At 58.6% G+C, this 17,181-nt stretch carries 16 protein-coding genes and 1 tRNA gene; 3 read left to right on the top strand and 14 right to left on the bottom strand.

Annotated features, from left to right (window positions below):
- Window positions 1-98: 98 nt before the first annotated feature.
- The 14 genes from GBK02_RS04200 to GBK02_RS04135 all read right to left on the bottom strand — a co-directional run bounded on the left by GBK02_RS04200 (window position 99) and on the right by GBK02_RS04135 (window position 14,792).
- Window positions 99-2,102 (bottom strand): acyl CoA:acetate/3-ketoacid CoA transferase, encoded by a 2,004-nt coding sequence (locus tag GBK02_RS04200; protein WP_203468503.1) that lies wholly within the window; start codon window positions 2,100-2,102, stop codon window positions 99-101.
- Between the two features lie 33 nt (window positions 2,103-2,135).
- Entirely contained in the window at window positions 2,136-3,533 is a 1,398-nt protein-coding gene (locus tag GBK02_RS04195; protein ID WP_203468502.1) for a GntP family permease, read from the bottom strand.
- 160 nt (window positions 3,534-3,693) lie between these two features.
- A complete protein-coding gene (locus tag GBK02_RS04190; RefSeq protein WP_203468501.1) occupies window positions 3,694-5,130 on the bottom strand; it encodes a sigma-54-dependent Fis family transcriptional regulator in 1,437 nt (478 codons plus the stop codon).
- Between the two features lies 1 nt (window position 5,131).
- Window positions 5,132-5,716, bottom strand: coding sequence for a hypothetical protein (locus GBK02_RS04185; RefSeq protein WP_203468500.1), 585 nt, complete (start codon window positions 5,714-5,716; stop codon window positions 5,132-5,134).
- 232 nt (window positions 5,717-5,948) lie between these two features.
- The gene (locus GBK02_RS04180) at window positions 5,949-6,206 is read right to left on the bottom strand and encodes a hypothetical protein (RefSeq protein ID WP_203468499.1); all 258 of its coding nucleotides are present in this window, start codon (window positions 6,204-6,206) and stop codon (window positions 5,949-5,951) included.
- A gap of 186 nt (window positions 6,207-6,392) precedes the next feature.
- Window positions 6,393-6,468 (bottom strand) — tRNA-Phe (locus tag GBK02_RS04175).
- A gap of 88 nt (window positions 6,469-6,556) precedes the next feature.
- Window positions 6,557-8,044, bottom strand: a complete 1,488-nt coding sequence (locus GBK02_RS04170) for a sensor histidine kinase N-terminal domain-containing protein (RefSeq protein ID WP_239003164.1) — start codon at window positions 8,042-8,044, stop codon at window positions 6,557-6,559.
- The gene (locus GBK02_RS04165; protein ID WP_203468498.1) at window positions 8,037-8,708 is read right to left on the bottom strand and encodes a response regulator transcription factor; all 672 of its coding nucleotides are present in this window, start codon (window positions 8,706-8,708) and stop codon (window positions 8,037-8,039) included. The genes GBK02_RS04170 and GBK02_RS04165 overlap by 8 nt, the downstream gene beginning before the upstream one ends.
- A 301-nt stretch (window positions 8,709-9,009) precedes the next feature.
- Window positions 9,010-10,689 (bottom strand): cation acetate symporter, encoded by a 1,680-nt coding sequence (locus GBK02_RS04160; protein WP_203468497.1) that lies wholly within the window; start codon window positions 10,687-10,689, stop codon window positions 9,010-9,012.
- A 1-nt stretch (window position 10,690) separates the two neighbouring features.
- The gene (locus GBK02_RS04155) at window positions 10,691-10,999 is read right to left on the bottom strand and encodes a DUF485 domain-containing protein (RefSeq protein ID WP_203468496.1); all 309 of its coding nucleotides are present in this window, start codon (window positions 10,997-10,999) and stop codon (window positions 10,691-10,693) included.
- 179 nt (window positions 11,000-11,178) lie between these two features.
- The gene (gene groL / locus GBK02_RS04150; RefSeq protein ID WP_203468495.1) at window positions 11,179-12,831 is read right to left on the bottom strand and encodes a chaperonin GroEL; all 1,653 of its coding nucleotides are present in this window, start codon (window positions 12,829-12,831) and stop codon (window positions 11,179-11,181) included.
- A gap of 73 nt (window positions 12,832-12,904) precedes the next feature.
- The gene (locus GBK02_RS04145) at window positions 12,905-13,195 is read right to left on the bottom strand and encodes a co-chaperone GroES (protein ID WP_028994852.1); all 291 of its coding nucleotides are present in this window, start codon (window positions 13,193-13,195) and stop codon (window positions 12,905-12,907) included.
- A gap of 204 nt (window positions 13,196-13,399) precedes the next feature.
- Window positions 13,400-14,107 carry an EF-hand domain-containing protein gene (locus GBK02_RS04140; protein WP_203468494.1) on the bottom strand — a complete coding sequence of 236 codons (708 nt, stop codon included), beginning with the start codon at window positions 14,105-14,107 and terminating at the stop codon, window positions 13,400-13,402.
- Between the two features lie 190 nt (window positions 14,108-14,297).
- Window positions 14,298-14,792, bottom strand: a complete 495-nt coding sequence (locus GBK02_RS04135) for a Spy/CpxP family protein refolding chaperone (protein WP_203468493.1) — start codon at window positions 14,790-14,792, stop codon at window positions 14,298-14,300.
- Window positions 14,793-14,932: 140 nt separating this feature from the next.
- On the opposite strand from GBK02_RS04135, the gene GBK02_RS04130 reads away from it, so the two are divergent.
- From GBK02_RS04130 to GBK02_RS04120, 3 genes are all read left to right on the top strand, one after another.
- Complete coding sequence (locus GBK02_RS04130) at window positions 14,933-15,616, top strand: response regulator transcription factor (protein ID WP_203468492.1); 684 nt, start codon at window positions 14,933-14,935, stop codon at window positions 15,614-15,616.
- A gap of 3 nt (window positions 15,617-15,619) precedes the next feature.
- The gene (locus tag GBK02_RS04125) at window positions 15,620-16,711 is read left to right on the top strand and encodes an ATP-binding protein (protein ID WP_203468491.1); all 1,092 of its coding nucleotides are present in this window, start codon (window positions 15,620-15,622) and stop codon (window positions 16,709-16,711) included.
- A gap of 93 nt (window positions 16,712-16,804) precedes the next feature.
- The gene (locus tag GBK02_RS04120) at window positions 16,805-17,179 is read left to right on the top strand and encodes a response regulator transcription factor (RefSeq protein WP_203468490.1); all 375 of its coding nucleotides are present in this window, start codon (window positions 16,805-16,807) and stop codon (window positions 17,177-17,179) included.
- Window positions 17,180-17,181: the final 2 nt, after the last annotated feature.

Below are 17,181 nucleotides of genomic sequence, written 5' to 3'. Positions count from 1 at the left end.
ACCGCAGTAAGTCCGGCATGATACCGCGAGCATGCGCGCTCATGGCAGCCTGCAACCGGGTCATTGAGTTACGCCTGATGCCCCGGTCGCGATCCTGCTCAAACGCTGCCGAAATGCCCTTGGGCCTGGTCGGCACTTTCGTAAAGATGCGGCTCGATCTGCTGCTTTTCGAGTGCTTCGCCGAGTTGCATGCGCATGAAGGTGCTTGAGGTATAGCGCGTCACGTCGTGGTAATGCCGGCTCATGATGCCTTTGACGATGCCGATGTAGTCATCGACCAACTCGGGGGCGATCGAAAACCGGTCGTAATTCACGATGGCGTTGACCTTGTGGCCCAGCGGCGCAAGCTGCGCCTCGACGGCATCGAGAATGCGCCCGATGTCAGCCTCGCTGCGCACGCTCATGCCGGCAAAATTGACGAAGAACAGGTTCTTCTCGGCATCGTAGGACAGCCGCTCGGCCATCGGAATTTCCAGCATGTCGGGCCGGATGTTCATCGGCTCGTCGCTGAAAATCCGTGCATCCATCAAGGCTGGCTGGCCGTTGATGATCGGCATGAAATCCATCTTGTCGAGAATGTCCTTCTGCAGGTCGACACCCGGCGCAATTTCGATCAGTTCCAGCCCTTCGGCCCGCAACTGAAAAACGCAGCGTTCGGTGATGTAGAGCACGCGCTTGCCCCATTTCGCTGCCTGCGGACCACTGAAGGTGCGATGTTCAACCTCTTCGACGAACTTCTTCGCCTTGCCATCTTCAAGAATCGCCAGTTTTCCCTCGTTGACCGCGACATCGAGATTGCCGGCCGTGAAAGTGCCGACGAAGACGACGGTCTTGGCATTTTGCGAAATATTGATGAAACCGCCCGCCCCGGCCAGGCGCGGACCGAATTTGGAGACATTGAGATTGCCCTGACGGTCGGCCTGGGCCAGACCGAGGAAAGCAATATCCAACCCGCCGCCGTCGTAGAAATCGAACTGGCTGGGCTGATCGATGATCGCCTGGGCATTGGTTGCCGCCCCGAAGCTCAGGCCGCCGGCCGGCACACCACCGATGACGCCGGGTTCGGCAGTCAGCGTCATCAGGTCGATGACCTGCTCCTCGGCGGCGACGTTGGCCACGCCTTCCGGCATACCGATGCCGAGATTGACGATGGCGTTGGCCTTGAGTTCCAGCGCAGCACGCCGCGCGATGATCTTGCGCTCGCTCATCGGCATCGCGGCGATGGCTGACATCGGTACCTTGATCTCGCCGGCGTAGGCCGGACTGTATTGCTCGACGAAGGTCTGCATGTGGTATTCCGGCTTCTCGGCAACGACCACGCAGTCGACCAGAATGCCGGGAATCTTGACCTGACGCGGGTTGAGCGTACCGCGCTCGGCAATGCGTTCAACCTGCACAATGACGATGCCGCCGGAGTTGCGTGCAGCCATCGCAATGGCTTGCGCCTCCAGCGTCAGCGCCTCCTTTTCCATCGTGATGTTGCCATCCGGATCGGCCGTCGTACCGCGAATGATCCCGACATTGATCGGAAATGCCTTGTAGAACAGGTATTCCTGATCGTCGATTGCCATCAGGCGAACAAGATCTGTCGTCGTTTTTTCGTTCAGTTTGCCGCCACCAAAACGCGGATCGACAAAGGTGCCGAGGCCGACATGGGTAATCGTCCCCGGCTTGCCGGCGGCGATATCGCGAAACAGGTGCGAGATCACGCCTTGCGGCAGGTTGTAGGCTTCGATCCGGTTGGCCACGGCCAGTTGCTGCAACTTGGGCACCAGGCCCCAGTGACCACCGATCACCCGACCGACCAGACCGTCGTGGCCGAGATGGTTCAGGCCCCGCTCCTTGCCGTCACCCTGCCCGGCCGCATAAACCAGCGTCAGGTTGCGCGGACTGCCGAGGCCATGCACATCGGCCTCCTCACCTTCGAGAAAGCGCTGTTCAAGCGCAACGGCAATGTTTTCCGGGAATCCGATGCCGACGAAACCGCCGGTTGCCAGTGTGTCGCCATCCTTGATCAGGCGGACAGCATCACGGGCAGAAACGATCTTGCCGGTATCGGACGCACGCAATGAAGCGGCTATCGGGTGACGGGAAAGGGCCATGGTCAGTCTCCGTTTATTATTTTGTGGTCTGGCTCAGACAATGCCGGTCGCGTAGAACACCGCGATGACGACAAAGACAGCCAGCGTCTTGATGCAGGTGATGGCGAAAATATCCTTGTACGCCTGACGATGGGTCAGACCGGTCACCGCCAGCAAGGTGATGACGGCGCCGTTGTGCGGCAGCGTATCCATGCCGCCCGAGGCCATCGAAGCAACGCGGTGGAAGACTTCAAGCGGAATACCGGCCGCATTGGCATTGGCGATGAAGGTTTCAGCCATGGCAGCCAGCGCAATGCCCATGCCGCCGGAAGCCGAACCGGTGATACCAGCCAGAGCCGTGACGGTAATCGCTTCGTTGATCAGCGGATTCGGAATCGAACTCAGCGCATTGGCGACCACCAGGAAACCCGGCAAGGCTGCGATCACGGCACCAAAGCCGTATTCGGAAGCCGTATTCATCGTCGCCAGCAGCGCACCGCCGATAGCGCCCTTGCTGCCTTCGGCAAACTTGGCGAAAACCGTCTTCCAGGCAAAGATGAAAACCGTCGCAATACCGACCAGCAGCGCACCTTCAACCGCCCAGATGGCAGCGATGGCCTTGGTCTGCTGGACAACCGGTGCGGCCTTGCCGATCACCGCCGGAATGAACGAAACCTTGTCGCCGTAAAGCGCCGGAATCAGGTTGGTAAACACCTTGTTCATCACACCGACCATGATCAGCGGCAGGATGGCAATCATCGGGTGGGCCAGCTTTTCATGCTCGAAGGCTTCCGGTTCGTTGCTGTGGCCTTCGCCATAACCTTCACCGGCAGCGATGGCCTTGCGACGGCACCATTCAAGGTAGGAAAGGCCGCAGACGAGGATGAAGATGCCACCGATCAGACCCAACCAAGGTGCGGCATAAATGTCAGTCTTGAAAAAAGTCGTCGGGATGATGTTCTGGATCTGCGGCGTACCGGGCAGCGAATCCATCGTGAAGGTAAAGGCGCCGAGCGCGATGGTGCCGGGAATCAGGCGCTTCGGGATGCCGCCCTGGCGGAACATTTCGGCGGCAAACGGGTAGACCGCGAAAACCACCACGAAGAGCGATACACCGCCATAGGTCAGCAGCGCACAGACGATGACGATGGAGAGCATGGCGCGTTCGCGCCCAATCATCTTGATCACCGAGGCGACAATGGCCTTGGAGAAACCGGACAGTTCGATCACCTTGCCGAAAACGGCGCCCAGCAGGAAGACCGGGAAGAAGTTCTTCACGAAGCCGACCATCTTGTCCATGAACAAGCCGGTGAACATCGGGGCGACCATTGTTGGATCGACGAAAAGCACGGCGCCGAGTGCGGCAATCGGTGCAAAGAGAATGACGCTGTAGCCGCGATAAGCGACAAACATCAAGAATGCCAGCGACGCCAGCACAATCAAAAAGTCCATTGTTGTCTCCTAAGAATTAGATTTGCCCGAAGGCTATCGCACGCCTCGTGCCATGGAGAACAAGCCATTGAAACCAATGAGAAAATGCAAAAATCAGCGGTCGACCGCAGGAGACATTCCGTCTGCACTGGCTGACACACTGTCCAGCCCGGCAGACACATCAAAGCGACGCTGCATCAACGCCCAGTACAGCGATTTTTTCGTACAAGGCGGCGCGCGAAATGCCGAGCAGACGGGCGGCCTGCGCCTTGTTCCCCCCCGCTGCGCGCAAGGCGTTGCCGATCGCGTCGCGCTTGGCCTGGGCAATCGCTTCGGCGATATCGAGACTACCAGCCACCGCCTGCTGAACGGCCGGCGGCATCACGGCATCGAGATCTTCCACCTCCAGGCAATCGCCGTCGGACATCAGCAAGGCGCGCTCAAGCACGTTGGCCAGTTCGCGGACATTGCCGGGCCAGGCATGCTGCGTCAACCGGGCGAGCCCGGCGGTCGAAATACTGCGTACCGGCTCGCCTTGTTCGCGACAAATGTGATCGATCAGGAAATCGGCGAGCAGCGGCATGTCTTCGAAACGCAGCCGCAGCGGCGGTGTTTTCAGGGTAATGACATTAAGCCGGTAATACAGATCGGCACGAAAACGTCCTTCGGCAACCATCTGCTCAAGATCGCGGCTGGTCGCAGCAATGATCCGTACATCGACCGGAATCAGACGATTCGAGCCGACCGGCTCGACTTCGCCTTCCTGCAAGGTGCGCAGCAGCTTGGCCTGCAACGCCAGAGACATGTCGCCGATTTCATCGAGAAAAAGCGTGCCGCCATCGGCCAGCTTGAACTTGCCGTCGCGCCCATGTTTATCGGCCCCGGTATAGGCACCTGGCGCGACGCCGAAAAACTCGGCCTCAAGCAGCGTTTCGGGCACGGCGGCAATGTTGACCGCAACAAAGGGCTGATGCGCCCTTGGCCCGGCGGCATGCATCGCCTGGGCCAGCAACTCCTTGCCGGTCCCGGTTTCACCGAGCACCAGCACTGACGCCGTAGTCCGTGCCGCCCGGCGAGCCAGTTGCTTGACGGCCATGCAGGCTTTGCCGGCGCCGATGAAACAGGAAAAACTGTAGCGGGTGCGTCGGGCATCGGCCAGTTTGCGCTGAGTATCGGCGAGATCCGTACGCAAACGCTGGTAGCGGGAAACGACCGGCGCCAGATGGCGCGGATCGTCGTAGAGCATGAAGCCGACAGCGCCAATCACGACCCCGTTTTTGTCGCGCAGCGGAAGGCGGCTGACGACAAAGGACTCATCGGCGAAATCCATGATGTCGAGCATGATCGGCCGACCGCTTTCAACAACCTCACGCAGCAGGCTGTTGGGAATGATCGTTTCGATCGGCTGGCCGATGACGGTTGCCGGATCGGCAATGCCCAGACGATCCGGATATTGCCCGTTCATCCAGACAACGCGTGCATCCGCATCAACAATGACGGCCCCCTGACAGAGGTCGACAAAGTAAGTGGACAGCGCACGCGTCGCCAATTCACGCAGGTCTTCGCGTGGCCCGCTGGCTGCGTCGTCCCGCGTCATCGGCACTACGCGCAGCGACATCTCAGTTGGCCAGCGCGGCCTCGATCTCGGCAAAGGTCTGGGGCAGATCGAAACCGAGCACCGGCACACCGAGCAGACGACCGATCTGTGTGGCCGAGAAAATACCGCGAACACGCGGCAAGCCCGTGACCGGATCGATGTCCTCAACCAGGATGTGCTGACGCCCTTTGTTCTTGAGCGCTTCGAGGATATCAATCACGCGGGCATGCATGACTTCATTGAGATACAGGGTATCGATATTGCCGACCGGGCACATCAGGTCGCGCACCGCCAGCTCAGCCGGCTTGACGCCACGTCCCTGGGCGATCTGCATAGGACGCTCACCCAACGTATCACGCGCCGTAATCAGACCTTCAACTTCGCCATCGGATGCCGTGACCATCAGCAAACGGACGCCACGCGAAATCATCGTTGCATTGGCTTCGGCCAGCAGCGCCGCCGCACCGATCGTCACCGTGTGGACACGCGAAAAGTCGGTCATCGCCTCAATGGCCGGCGAATCGGCACCGATCTGGTTGTAACCGGAAAGACAGAGCGAGGCATTCTGGGAAAGCTTGTGCGTACGCACTTTGGCAGCAAGAGTCATACCTTTTCCTCCTTAGGGGTTTTCAGTCTGAAACAGCACGGGGAAAACGTGTTTTTGTCTCTTCTCAAGCCGCTTTCCCGTAGTCAAGTATTGTGAGAATACGAGATATTTGCAATAGCCCTAGGGGAAAACCCCTAGATGCAATCGTTACGTGCCCGAGAAAAGCAAAACCCCTTGAATTCCCGGCCTAAGGAAATGGATGGTCAGCGTGCACGGCACCGGATCAAGGAAACTACGGTTTCCTGACCAATTGCCGGGCAAAGGCTTCGTCGTTCTTCGAGACACGGCGCACGACTTGCGGGCCCAAGGCATCAACAAAGCGGACAAAATCGTCCTGCGTCATCGCTTCACCAAGCTCTCGGATCTCGCCTGCAATTTGCTCACGCAATTTGAACAGCCCGCCTCCGGTCACGACCATTTGATAAAGAGGCCCATCGGTCCGACGATTAAGGCGGGCAACAGCGGCCGCCGCGCGAGTCGAGCGGGTCATTCGACACTCCAAAACAGTGGTACACGACAATGCTGGATCAAAACTGATCTCCCGCTTGTTTGGCATCGGTCCCTTGAGAAGATGACCGAACAGTCGATGCAGAAAAAGTGCCCAAACGCATTCTACAAAGCAAAACGCCAACCGGTTAGGGTTGGCGTTTTTTCCTTGGCTTGCAAGGAGATGTTCTGGTGGCCAATCGCGGAATCGAACCACGGACACGCGGATTTTCAATCCGCTGCTCTACCAACTGAGCTAATTGGCCAAAACGAGGCCGAATTATAGCGAGGTGCCGGAGGCCGCGCAACAGGATTGTGCATTTTTCTGCAGTCCACCGCGGGATTGATCCTCGATCACGAGCCAATCGGCGGCGACTGGCGATACAACTCCGAGAAATCATCCGGTGTAGGCGGTGGCGGCGGTGGTGGGTGCCAGGCGACGAACACGACCCGAGCCAACGCTCCCCGCCCTTGCGGATTGGGCTTCAAAGTAGCGCTCGAATCATGCTGCACGGCGATCTCCTGGACAATCGCCAGCCCCAGGCCGCTGCCTTCACTCGCCGCATCATCGACGCGGTAAAAACGCTCAAAGACCAGTTCGGATTGCTCCTCGCTGATCCCGACGCCGTCATCATCAACCTCAAAAACAACATGCTGCTGATCATGCAGCACGCGACAGGTTACATGCCCGCCACTGGGGGTATAGCGCAGGGCATTATCGATCAGGTTTTTGGCCAGCTCGCGCAGCAGGAACGCATTTCCGGTAATCATCGCTCCTTTTTCTGCCTCGAACCCGAGATCGATCCCCTTGTCGATGGCAATCATCACCCAGTCCTCGACGGTGTCGCGGACCAGTTGGGACAGGTCGAGCACTTCGTGCTGCTGCTGCGCCACCTCGCCGCCCTCTGTTCTTGCCAGCGTCAGTAGCTGGTTGACCAGGCGCCCGGCCCGGTCAACACCCGAAGCAATTTGACGCAGTGCGTGCCGCAAGGCATCAGGGTCGGTTTCGCGGATGGCAAACTGGGCTTGCGTTTTCAGCCCGGTCAGCGGGGTACGCATTTGATGGGCTGCATCGGCGACAAAGCGCTGCTGTGCTTCGACATTCTTCTTCATGCGCTCGAGCATTTCGTTGAATGCCTCGACCAGCGGCTCCAGTTCTTCGGGAACGCGGCGCGTGGCAATTGGCGACAGGTCGCCGGGGTCGCGTGTCTCGATGGTCTGGCGCAGGCGCGTCAGCGGACGCAAGCCGCGCGAGAGACCAAACCAGACGAGCATCACGGCAAGCGGAATGATGATGAATTGCGGAAGAATGACGCTGGCGACGATCTTGTTGGCCAATTGCGTGCGCTTTTCCGTCGTTTCAGCCACCTCGACGACAATCCAGCGCTCACGGGACATCTGCGGTTCAGCCAGATAGGTATAGGCAATACGCAGATCCTGGCCGTTGAATTCGGTATCTCGCAGATAGATTTCCCCGGCCAGAGGTGCCTCGTCACCAGACGAGGGGGGCATGGGCAACTCCTTGTCGCCCGCCAGCAGTTTGCCATCCTGGGTGACGACATGAAAATAGACATTGTCGGTTTCATCGGCACGCAACAAGGCACGCGCCGAGGCAGGCAAATTCAGAACCGGCTTGCCGCCAACCAGTTTGACTTGGCGCGTGATCGCGGCAACATGCTCGCGCAGCGCCTGATCGTAGGGGTAGTTGGCAACGTTGTTGGCAAAATAGTGGGTAAAAGCAATACTGAGCGGCCAGACAAACAGCAGGGGCGCCAACATCCAGTCGAGAATTTCACCGAAGAGTGAGCGCTCGGTATCCCCCCCCTGCAGCGGATTACTCACTGGGCGGCCGCTCCAGACAGTAACCCAGGCCACGCACTGTCGCTATCTTGACGCCGCCGGATTCCAGTTTCTTGCGCAAGCGGTGCACATAAACCTCGATGGCGTTATGGCTGACCTCTTCTCCCCAGCCACAAAGATGATCGACCAGCTGGTCCTTGCTGACCAGCCGCCCCATTCGCGTCAGCAGCACCTCAAGCAAACCGATCTCACGCGCCGAAAGGTCCAGCGTCTGCCCTTGTATTTGCGCAACCCTGCCGACTTGGTCGTAGCTCAGGCTACCACATTGAATCACCGGCGTAGTCCCGGCCGAACGCCGGGTCAAGGCACGGACACGGGCCTCAAGTTCAGCCAGTTCAAACGGCTTGACCATGTAATCGTCAGCCCCGAGATCCAGCCCCTTGACACGGTCGCCTGTCCCGTCAAGCGCTGTCAGAATCAGGACGGGAACCTGCGAACTGCGCGTCCGCAAGCGTTTCAGAACATCCAGACCTGGCAACTTCGGAAGACCCAAATCAAGAATCAGCAGATCGTAGGAAACCGTCATCAGGGCCGTATCGGCCTCAAGACCATTGGCTGCCCAATCGACCGCATAACCACCCTGTCGGAGGGAACGGGCCAGGCCATCGGCAATGATGGCATCGTCTTCAGCAATAAGAATGCGCATTTAGGATATGTAAGCTGTGCCTGCGTAAGATTTTTGTAAGCCTGCCGCCGTATTCTACTCGGGCTGTTCTCCTTTTATGGTCTTCGGAGTCCGTGGCTCAAGCCGCGACTCAGGGGGTGGCCCGATCCTGCACTGGGTACCCCCTACCGTTTTTTTCTCCCAAAGCTCGAATAGTTTAACAAACTCCAGCCACTGCCATCTTCGCAGTGTTTTTTGCGTCCACATTTTCTGCGGTCGACCGCACCGTAGACGCAAAAAAGCCCGGGTCGAAACCCGGGCTTTGCGGTAATTGCTTTTCGGCTTAGTGACCGGAGGCGCCGGAAGCACCCAGACCGGTTTCCGAACGCAGTTGCTGCGACGGATACAGGGCACGTTCCTTCTGAGCCTGCTCGGAGTTGTCCAGGATGGACACCAACCAGATGGTCACGAAAGCTGCAGTCATCGAGAAGATAGCGGCAGAGTTGTACGGGAACCAGGCAGAGCCCTTCGGATTCTGGAGTACAGCTTCCCAGACCGAGGCGGAACCAACAGTCAGCACGGCAGCCATGACCAGGCCGACGAACCCGCCAACCACGGCGCCACGCGTCGTGCAGTTCTTCCACAACACGGACATGAACAGCACCGGGAAGTTGGACGAACAAGCGATCGTGAAGGCCAGCATCACCATGTAGGCAACGTTTTCCTTTTCGAAGGCAATACCCAGCACCATGGCCAGCAGACCGAGAGCAATGGTTGCCATCTTGGAGACACGCAGTTCCTGTTCGGAAGAACAGTTCTTGTTGAACACCGAAGCGTACAAGTCATGCGACACGGCAGAAGCACCGGACAGGGTCAGACCGGCAACCACAGCCAGGATGGTTGCGAAGGCCACGGCAGAGATGAAGCCGAGGAACAGGTCGCCACCGACAGCCTTGGCCAGATGCACAGCAGCCATGTTGCCGCCGCCCTTCAGGCCCTTGGCCAGTTCGCCACCGACATAGAAGTCAGCCGGATTCTGAACCAGGTTGGTGATAGCACCGAAGCCGATGATGAAGGTCAGGATGTAGAAATAACCGATCCAGGTGGTTGCCCAGGCAACCGACTTACGAGCCTCCTTGGCATTCGGCACGGTGAAGAAGCGCATCAGGATGTGCGGCAGACCAGCGGTACCGAACATCAGCGCCATACCAACGGAGATGGCGGAAATCGGATCCTTGATCAGTGCGCCCGGCGCCATAATGGCATCCTTCTTGGCGTGCACTTCAACAGCCTTGGTGAACAGCGCTTCCGGCGAGAAACCGAACTGCATCAGCACGGCAACGGCCATGAAGGTTGCACCGCCGAGCAGCATGACAGCCTTGATGATCTGCACCCAGGTCGTTGCAGTCATACCACCGAACAGCACGTACATCAGCATCACGACACCGACGAGCACTTCAGCGTAGACATATTCCATACCGAAGAGCACCTTGATCAGCTGACCGGCACCGACCATCTGCGCAATCATGTAGAAAGCGACGATGACCAGGGAAGCGGAAGCGGCGAAGATGCGAACCGGTGTTTGCGAGAAGCGATAGGACGCCACGTCGGCAAACGTGAACTTGCCCAGGTTACGCAGACGCTCAGCCATCAGGAAGGTGATGACCGGCCAGCCGACCAGCCAGCCGATCGAGAAGATCAGGCCGTCGAAGCCGTTGGCGAAGACGAGGCCGGAAATACCGAGGAAGGACGCGGCAGACATGTAGTCGCCAGCGATGGCCAGGCCGTTCTGGAAACCGGTGATACCGCCACCGCCGGTATAGAAGTCAGCCGCCGACTTGGTCTTGGAAGCAGCCCACTTGGTGATGTAGAGCGTACCGCCGACGAAGATGGCGAACATGGCAATCGCAGTCCAGTTGGTGGCCTGCTTCTGGGTATTGCCGAGATCGGCACCCGCAGCAATGGCTGCACCGGCGGCGAGCAGGGCAACGAGGCCAGCAAGAATCTTGGTAAATTTAGTCATCTTACTTCTGTGCCTCCTTGATGATGGCTTCGTTGGTCGCGTCGAATTCGGTATTGGCGCGACGGACATAAATCCAGGTCAGGAGAATGGTGAAAGCGATAACGCCGACTCCAATCGGAACCCCGACGCTCATCGTCATGCCGGCACCCATCTTCACCGCCAGAAACTCTTTGTCGTAGGCAACGAGCAGGATGAAGCCGTAATAGGCTGCAGCACTGACGATGGCCATAATGATCGAGTACTTACTGCGCATGGCAATAAACTCGTGGAATTTCGGATTAGCTGTAATCCGATCGAGTACGTTCTGCATTGATTTGCTCCTCAGACTTTTTGTTTATAGAGGCATTGCTGCGGAGCCTAATTTAGGCGCAGCTACTTACAAAGAGCTTACAGAGCGTTACAAAAAACCAGCCTTGCGCCTTGATATGGCGCAAAAAAGCCCCGCACTTGGCGGGGCTTTTATCAAGCGGTAAAACCTGGACGGGGCAATTACATGCCCATGCCGCCCATGCCGCCCATACCACCCATGCCGCCCATGTCAGGCATGCCACCGGCCGGCTTGTCTTCAGCCAGTTCAGCAACCATGCATTCGGTGGTCAGCATCAGGCCGGCTACGGAAGCAGCGTTCTGCAGTGCGGTGCGGGTCACCTTGGTCGGGTCGAGAACACCCATTTCAACCATGTCGCCGTACTCGCCGGTGGAAGCGTTGTAACCGTAGTTACCCTTGCCACGCTGCACCTTGTCGACCACGACAGACGGCTCGTCGCCAGCATTGGCAACGATTTCGCGGAGCGGCTGCTCCATGGCGCGCAGGACGATCTTGATACCGGCGTCCTGGTCGTGGTTGTCACCCTTCAGCTTGCCGATGGCAGCGCGGGCACGGATCAGGGCAACGCCGCCGCCGGCGACGATACCTTCTTCCACAGCAGCGCGGGTAGCGTGCAGGGCGTCTTCAACGCGGGCCTTCTTTTCCTTCATTTCGACTTCGGTGGCAGCACCAACCTTGATGACTGCAACGCCGCCAGCCAGCTTGGCCACACGTTCCTGCAGCTTTTCCTTGTCGTAATCGGAGGTGGCTTCCTCGATCTGGATGCGGATCTGCTTGACGCGGGCTTCGATGGCAGCAGCTTCGCCGGCGCCGTCGATGATCGTGGTGTTTTCCTTGGAAACTTCGATGCGCTTGGCCTGGCCCAGATCCTTCAGGACAGCCTTTTCCAGCGTCAGGCCGGTTTCTTCGGCGATGACGGTACCGCCGGTCAGGATGGCGATATCTTCCAGCATGGCCTTGCGACGGTCGCCAAAGCCCGGGGCCTTGACGGCCACGGTCTTCAGGATGCCGCGGATGTTGTTGACGACCAGAGTCGCCAGGGCTTCGCCATCGACATCTTCAGCGATGATCAGCAGCGGACGGCCAGCCTTGGCAACTTGTTCCAGGATCGGCAGCAGGTCGCGGATGTTGGAGATCTTCTTGTCGAAGAGCAGAACAAACGGGTTTTCCATCAGGGCTTGCTGCTTGTCGCCGTTGTTGATGAAGTACGGGGACAGGTAGCCGCGGTCGAACTGCATGCCTTCGACGACATCCAGTTCGTTTTCCAGGGACTTGCCATCTTCAACGGTGATGACGCCTTCCTTACCGACCTTGGCCATCGCGTTGGCGATGATTTCACCGATGTTGAAATCGGAGTTGGCGGAAATGGCGCCAACCTGGGCGATTTCCTTGTTGGTCGTGCACGGCTTGGAGAAAGCCTTCAGCTCGGCCAGGGTAGCAACCACAGCCTTGTCAATGCCGCGCTTCAGATCCATCGGGTTCATGCCGGCAGCAACGTACTTCATGCCTTCGCGAACAATGGATTGCGCCAGCACGGTGGCGGTGGTGGTGCCGTCACCGGCGATGTCGGAGGTCTTGGAAGCAACTTCCTTGACCATCTGGGCGCCCATGTTGGCGAACTTGTCTTTCAGTTCGATTTCCTTGGCGACGGAAACGCCGTCCTTGGTGACGGTCGGGCCACCGAAGGAACGTTCGAGTACGACATTGCGACCTTTCGGGCCAAGGGTAACCTTGACTGCGTCGGCCAGGACATTGATGCCTTCGACCATGCGGGCGCGGGCGGAATCACCGAATTTGACTTCTTTAGCTGCCATTTAATAGCTCCTGAATTTTGATCAATTTCCCGGTTGACCGTGGGATCAACCGTCATTTCGAGGGATGCAGAAATTACTTCTGCAGAACGCCCATGATGTCTTCTTCACGCATGACCAGGACTTCCTGACCATCGACCTTGACGGCCTGGCCGGCGTACTTGCCGAACAGAACGCGATCGCCGACTTTGACGTCGAGAGCGATTTGCTTGCCGTTGTCGTCACGCTTGCCCGGGCCAACGGCCAGGATTTCGCCCTGATCCGGCTTTTCGCCAGCGGAATCAGGAATGACGATGCCAGAGGCGGTGGTGCGCTCGGCTTCAACACGCTTGACGATCACACGGTCGTGCAAAGGACGGATATTCATAAAGCTACTCCTAGTAGTTCACAGACATTGAAATTGGCCGGCTTGCAACAAAGGGCATCCGGGATCGGGGGAGGCAAATCGTTAGCACTCACCCGGGTCGAGTGCTAATAATAGGGGCGACCCCAGCTGATTTCAAGAGCACTCCGCAATGGCAAGACGAAAAAAAGCCGGCCCAAGGCCGGCTGACCCGCTCGTGACAGTGCTTCAGGCGGTCACCGAGAGCAAGCTGGAAACGGCCGAGTTCTCGCCTGAGTGGGCGGGATTACCGTAGGCGTGCATCAACTGCATGATCTTGAGCATGATCTGAGCATCGCTATTGCTCGCGCTGCTGCTCGCTGCGGCCGAGGTGCTGGCCGACGACGTGTCGGAGGAATCGCTCGTTCCCGTTTGCTGCGTAGACTGGTCGTATGCCATGGCCTCGCTGAAGCTGACCTTGCCATCCTGATCCGTATCGGCAGCCTCGAAATTATCGACCACTTTCGAAATCAGGCTTGAACGCTGCGAATCGGACGAGCCGATCTCTTCAAGCTGGCTACTCAGTTCATCCTTGGTAAATCCAGCATCATTGCCCTGCGGTGGCGGCGGAGGCATGCCACCCATGCCTTGCGGACCGCCATGCCCCCCCTGGCCCTGCATGCGCATCTGGTTGAACTGTCCATCGAGTTCTTCCTGCAGCTTGGACAAGGTACTGGCAAATTCGCTTTCGGTGACCTTGCCATCGCTGTCGCTATCCAGCGCGGAGAAAACGTCGTCAACACTGGTGCTACTGGAACTGCTGCTATTGCTGCTATTCGAAATCTTGCTGAAAGCCGAAACAAAGTCGCTTTTCTCGAGATAGCCCTGACTTTTCGTATCGAGTGCCGAGAACAGCCGACTACTCATTTGTGATGCATTACCGATGCCACCGATCATGATTGGCTCCTTGAAACAGGTTGAATGAAGATCAGGAGTCTCCTGACAGCCCATTTCGAGCAATTTATCGGCCCAAAACGGCCAGAATGGGCGGTGGTTGGCGTTAAGCAGGGTAAAAGTTTGTTAAGAAAAATCCCCGCAACCCGACATCCAGCAGGCTTGCGGGGAAACATTCCGGCGTAAAACCGGCTTAAAGCGGCAAATCCGGACGGCTGGCAATTTTTGCCGCCAGCTGTTTACGCTGATCTGCGCTCAATAAAGCGAGCACCTTTCGATCCAGCTGAACCTTCAACAACGCCATTTCAGTTTGCGAGCTAGCCGCGGACTGCGCCAGCGCCTGGGCTCGTGTTTCGTTGAATCGCTCATCGAGCGCCAGCTGGCGGAGGGCATCGAGAGATTTCCGCAGCTGTTTTTCCTGCTGACGCATGGCCGGCACCTGGGCGTGCATGAGTTCAAAAACCTGATCCTGCTGCCGTTCACTGAGTTTCATGCCATGCAGGAACGGAGGCAGTGCGCCCCCCGGCCCACTGGCAGCATGTTCATGTCGGCCCATTTTTGCCATGCAGGGCTGGTCGACCGGAGCAGATGGCTGGGCGTGAACAGAAAAGGAAGCAGCAAGCAACGCAGCAATAAAAAGACGGGATTTCATGGGCTCTCCTGTTGAATGGGATGCGTCCGGCCGCAACGGCCAGTCGAGGCATGCATTGTTTGCCGACCGGCGGTTAACCGCCGTTAGCCGCCGGTAAAAGTCTGTAAATTGAGTGCCGGATTGAAAAAGCCTTGGCTATGATCCCAACCCATGCGAACCCAGCAACGGAAAGTGCAATGACAGCAGTTTTGCTGATTGACGATGATGTCGAACTGGCCGAAATGCTCGGTGACTACCTGGCTCAGGATGGCTTTACCGTCACCACCGAGCATGACGGCGAAAGCGGCGTTCAGGCAGCACTGAGTGGCAACTATGCGATTGCCGTGCTCGACGTGATGATGCCCCGCCTTTCGGGGATCGAAGTCCTGCGTCAAATCCGGGCGGCCAGCACGATGCCCATCCTGATGCTGACAGCTCGCGGCGACGACATGGACCGTATCGTCGGGCTTGAGCTCGGCGCCGACGATTACGTCCCCAAGCCCTGCCTGCCCCGCGAACTGGCCGCCCGGCTGCGCGCCATTCTCAGGCGCAGCACCGCCCCCGGCGAAAGCAGCAGCACCCCACTGGTTTTTGGCGCCCTCTGCGTCCGCCCCGAGCAACGGCGCGTCGAATGGAACGGAGAGTCCGTCGAGCTGACCGGCACTGAATACAATTTGCTCGAAACACTCGCCCGCCACGCCGGCCGACCGGTCAGCAAGGAAGAACTTTCCGAACAAGCCTTGGGCCGCGCCTTGAGTCGTTTCGATCGCAGCATCGACGTCCATCTCTCCAGCATCCGTCAGAAACTCGGCCGACTGGCGGATGGCCGTTCATGCATCCAGACGGTTTATCGCCAGGGCTACCAACTGATCCGCGAATAAATCATGGGCCGTCTTTTCTGGAAATTCTTCCTGTTCGTCTGGCTGGCCCAGATGGTCGGCGTCGTCGCCACCGGCACCCTGTTCTGGCTTGAACATCAGCACCACGATGCCCGACCGGACGCCCCGCACCGGGAGCGCATGCCGCCCCCTCACCTGCCGCCTCCGAACGACTTCAGGCCGCCTCCGCCCCCCGAACATCGCGGCCCGATCATTCCTTACATCCACATCGCCGCCGGACTATTCGCCAGCCTGCTCTGTGCCGCCGGTCTCGCCTGGTACATCGCCAAGCCGATCCGCCACCTGCGCGAAGCCTTCGAAGCGGCGGCCGAGGGCAATCTGGATCTCAGGATCGGGCAAAGCATGGGGCGCAGAAGAGACGAACTGGCCGACCTCGGCCAAGGCTTTGATCGCATGAGCGACCACGTGCGCGCCCTGATGGAGGGACAAAAACGACTGCTGCACGACGTCTCGCACGAATTGCGTTCGCCGATCGCCCGACTGCACGCTGCCATCGGACTGGCCCGCCAGCAACCCGCCCGGATTGACGACAGCCTGCTGCGTATCGAACGCGAAGGCGAGCGGATGAACCGACTGGTCGGCGAACTGCTGACGCTTTCACGCCTGGAAGCCGGTGTCGGTACGCATATCGACACGCTGGACCTGGCCGACCTGCTGGGTGACTTGATTGAAGACACGCGTTTTGAAGCCACCGCCCGACATATCGCGGTCGACTGCCCGACACTGCCCGATTTCACCTTGCGCGCCAACGCCGAACTACTCCACCGGGCGATTGAAAACGTCCTGCGCAACGGCTTACGATTTTCGCCAGAGGGCGGCACCCTGCGCATCGAAACCCGCATCCTGGAAAACCGCCATTGCCTGATCGCCATCACCGACCAGGGGCCAGGCGTCCCCGATGATCAACTGGAAGCCATCTTTACCCCGTTTTTCCGCGGCACCAATCCCGGTGAAGGCTATGGACTGGGCCTGGCCATCGCCCGCCGCGTCCTCGCTGCGGTCAACGGCCAGATAACGGCCAAAAACACGCCAACAGGCGGCTTGCGCGTCGAAATTACCATCCCGCCAGGTCTCTGATCAGACAAAAGCCCCCGCTACGGCACAAGAGCACGCCTAGCGATATTTGATTTGAGTTGACGACACCTGCCCAACTTTAGTCATAATTACGCGATGAACATCGAAAATCCCCCGCTGCTTCTGATCGTCGACGACAGCCGCATGTCACGCATGCTGATCAGGGCCATCATTGCCGACAGTCGCCCGAACTGGCGAATCATCGAAGCGGTCAACGGTGACGAAGCCATCGCACTGGCCAACGAAACCCCGCCCGACTTTGTCAGCATGGATGTCAACATGCCCGGCATCAGCGGGCTTGAAGCGGCTGGACGCATCCGCATCCGTCATCCGGATGCCCGGATTACGCTATGTACAGCCAACATTCAGGAAAGCACCCGCGAAGCAGCCAGCCGAGCCGGCGTACACTTCGTCGCCAAGCCGATCACGGCGCAATCGGTGGCTGACGCCATCGCGTTTTTCGAGTCTTGAGC

Origin of the sequence: Dechloromonas sp. TW-R-39-2, from assembly GCF_016864195.1 — a bacterium.
GTDB lineage: Bacteria > Pseudomonadota > Gammaproteobacteria > Burkholderiales > Rhodocyclaceae > Azonexus.
This window is presented reverse-complemented; position numbering and strand designations above follow the sequence as displayed.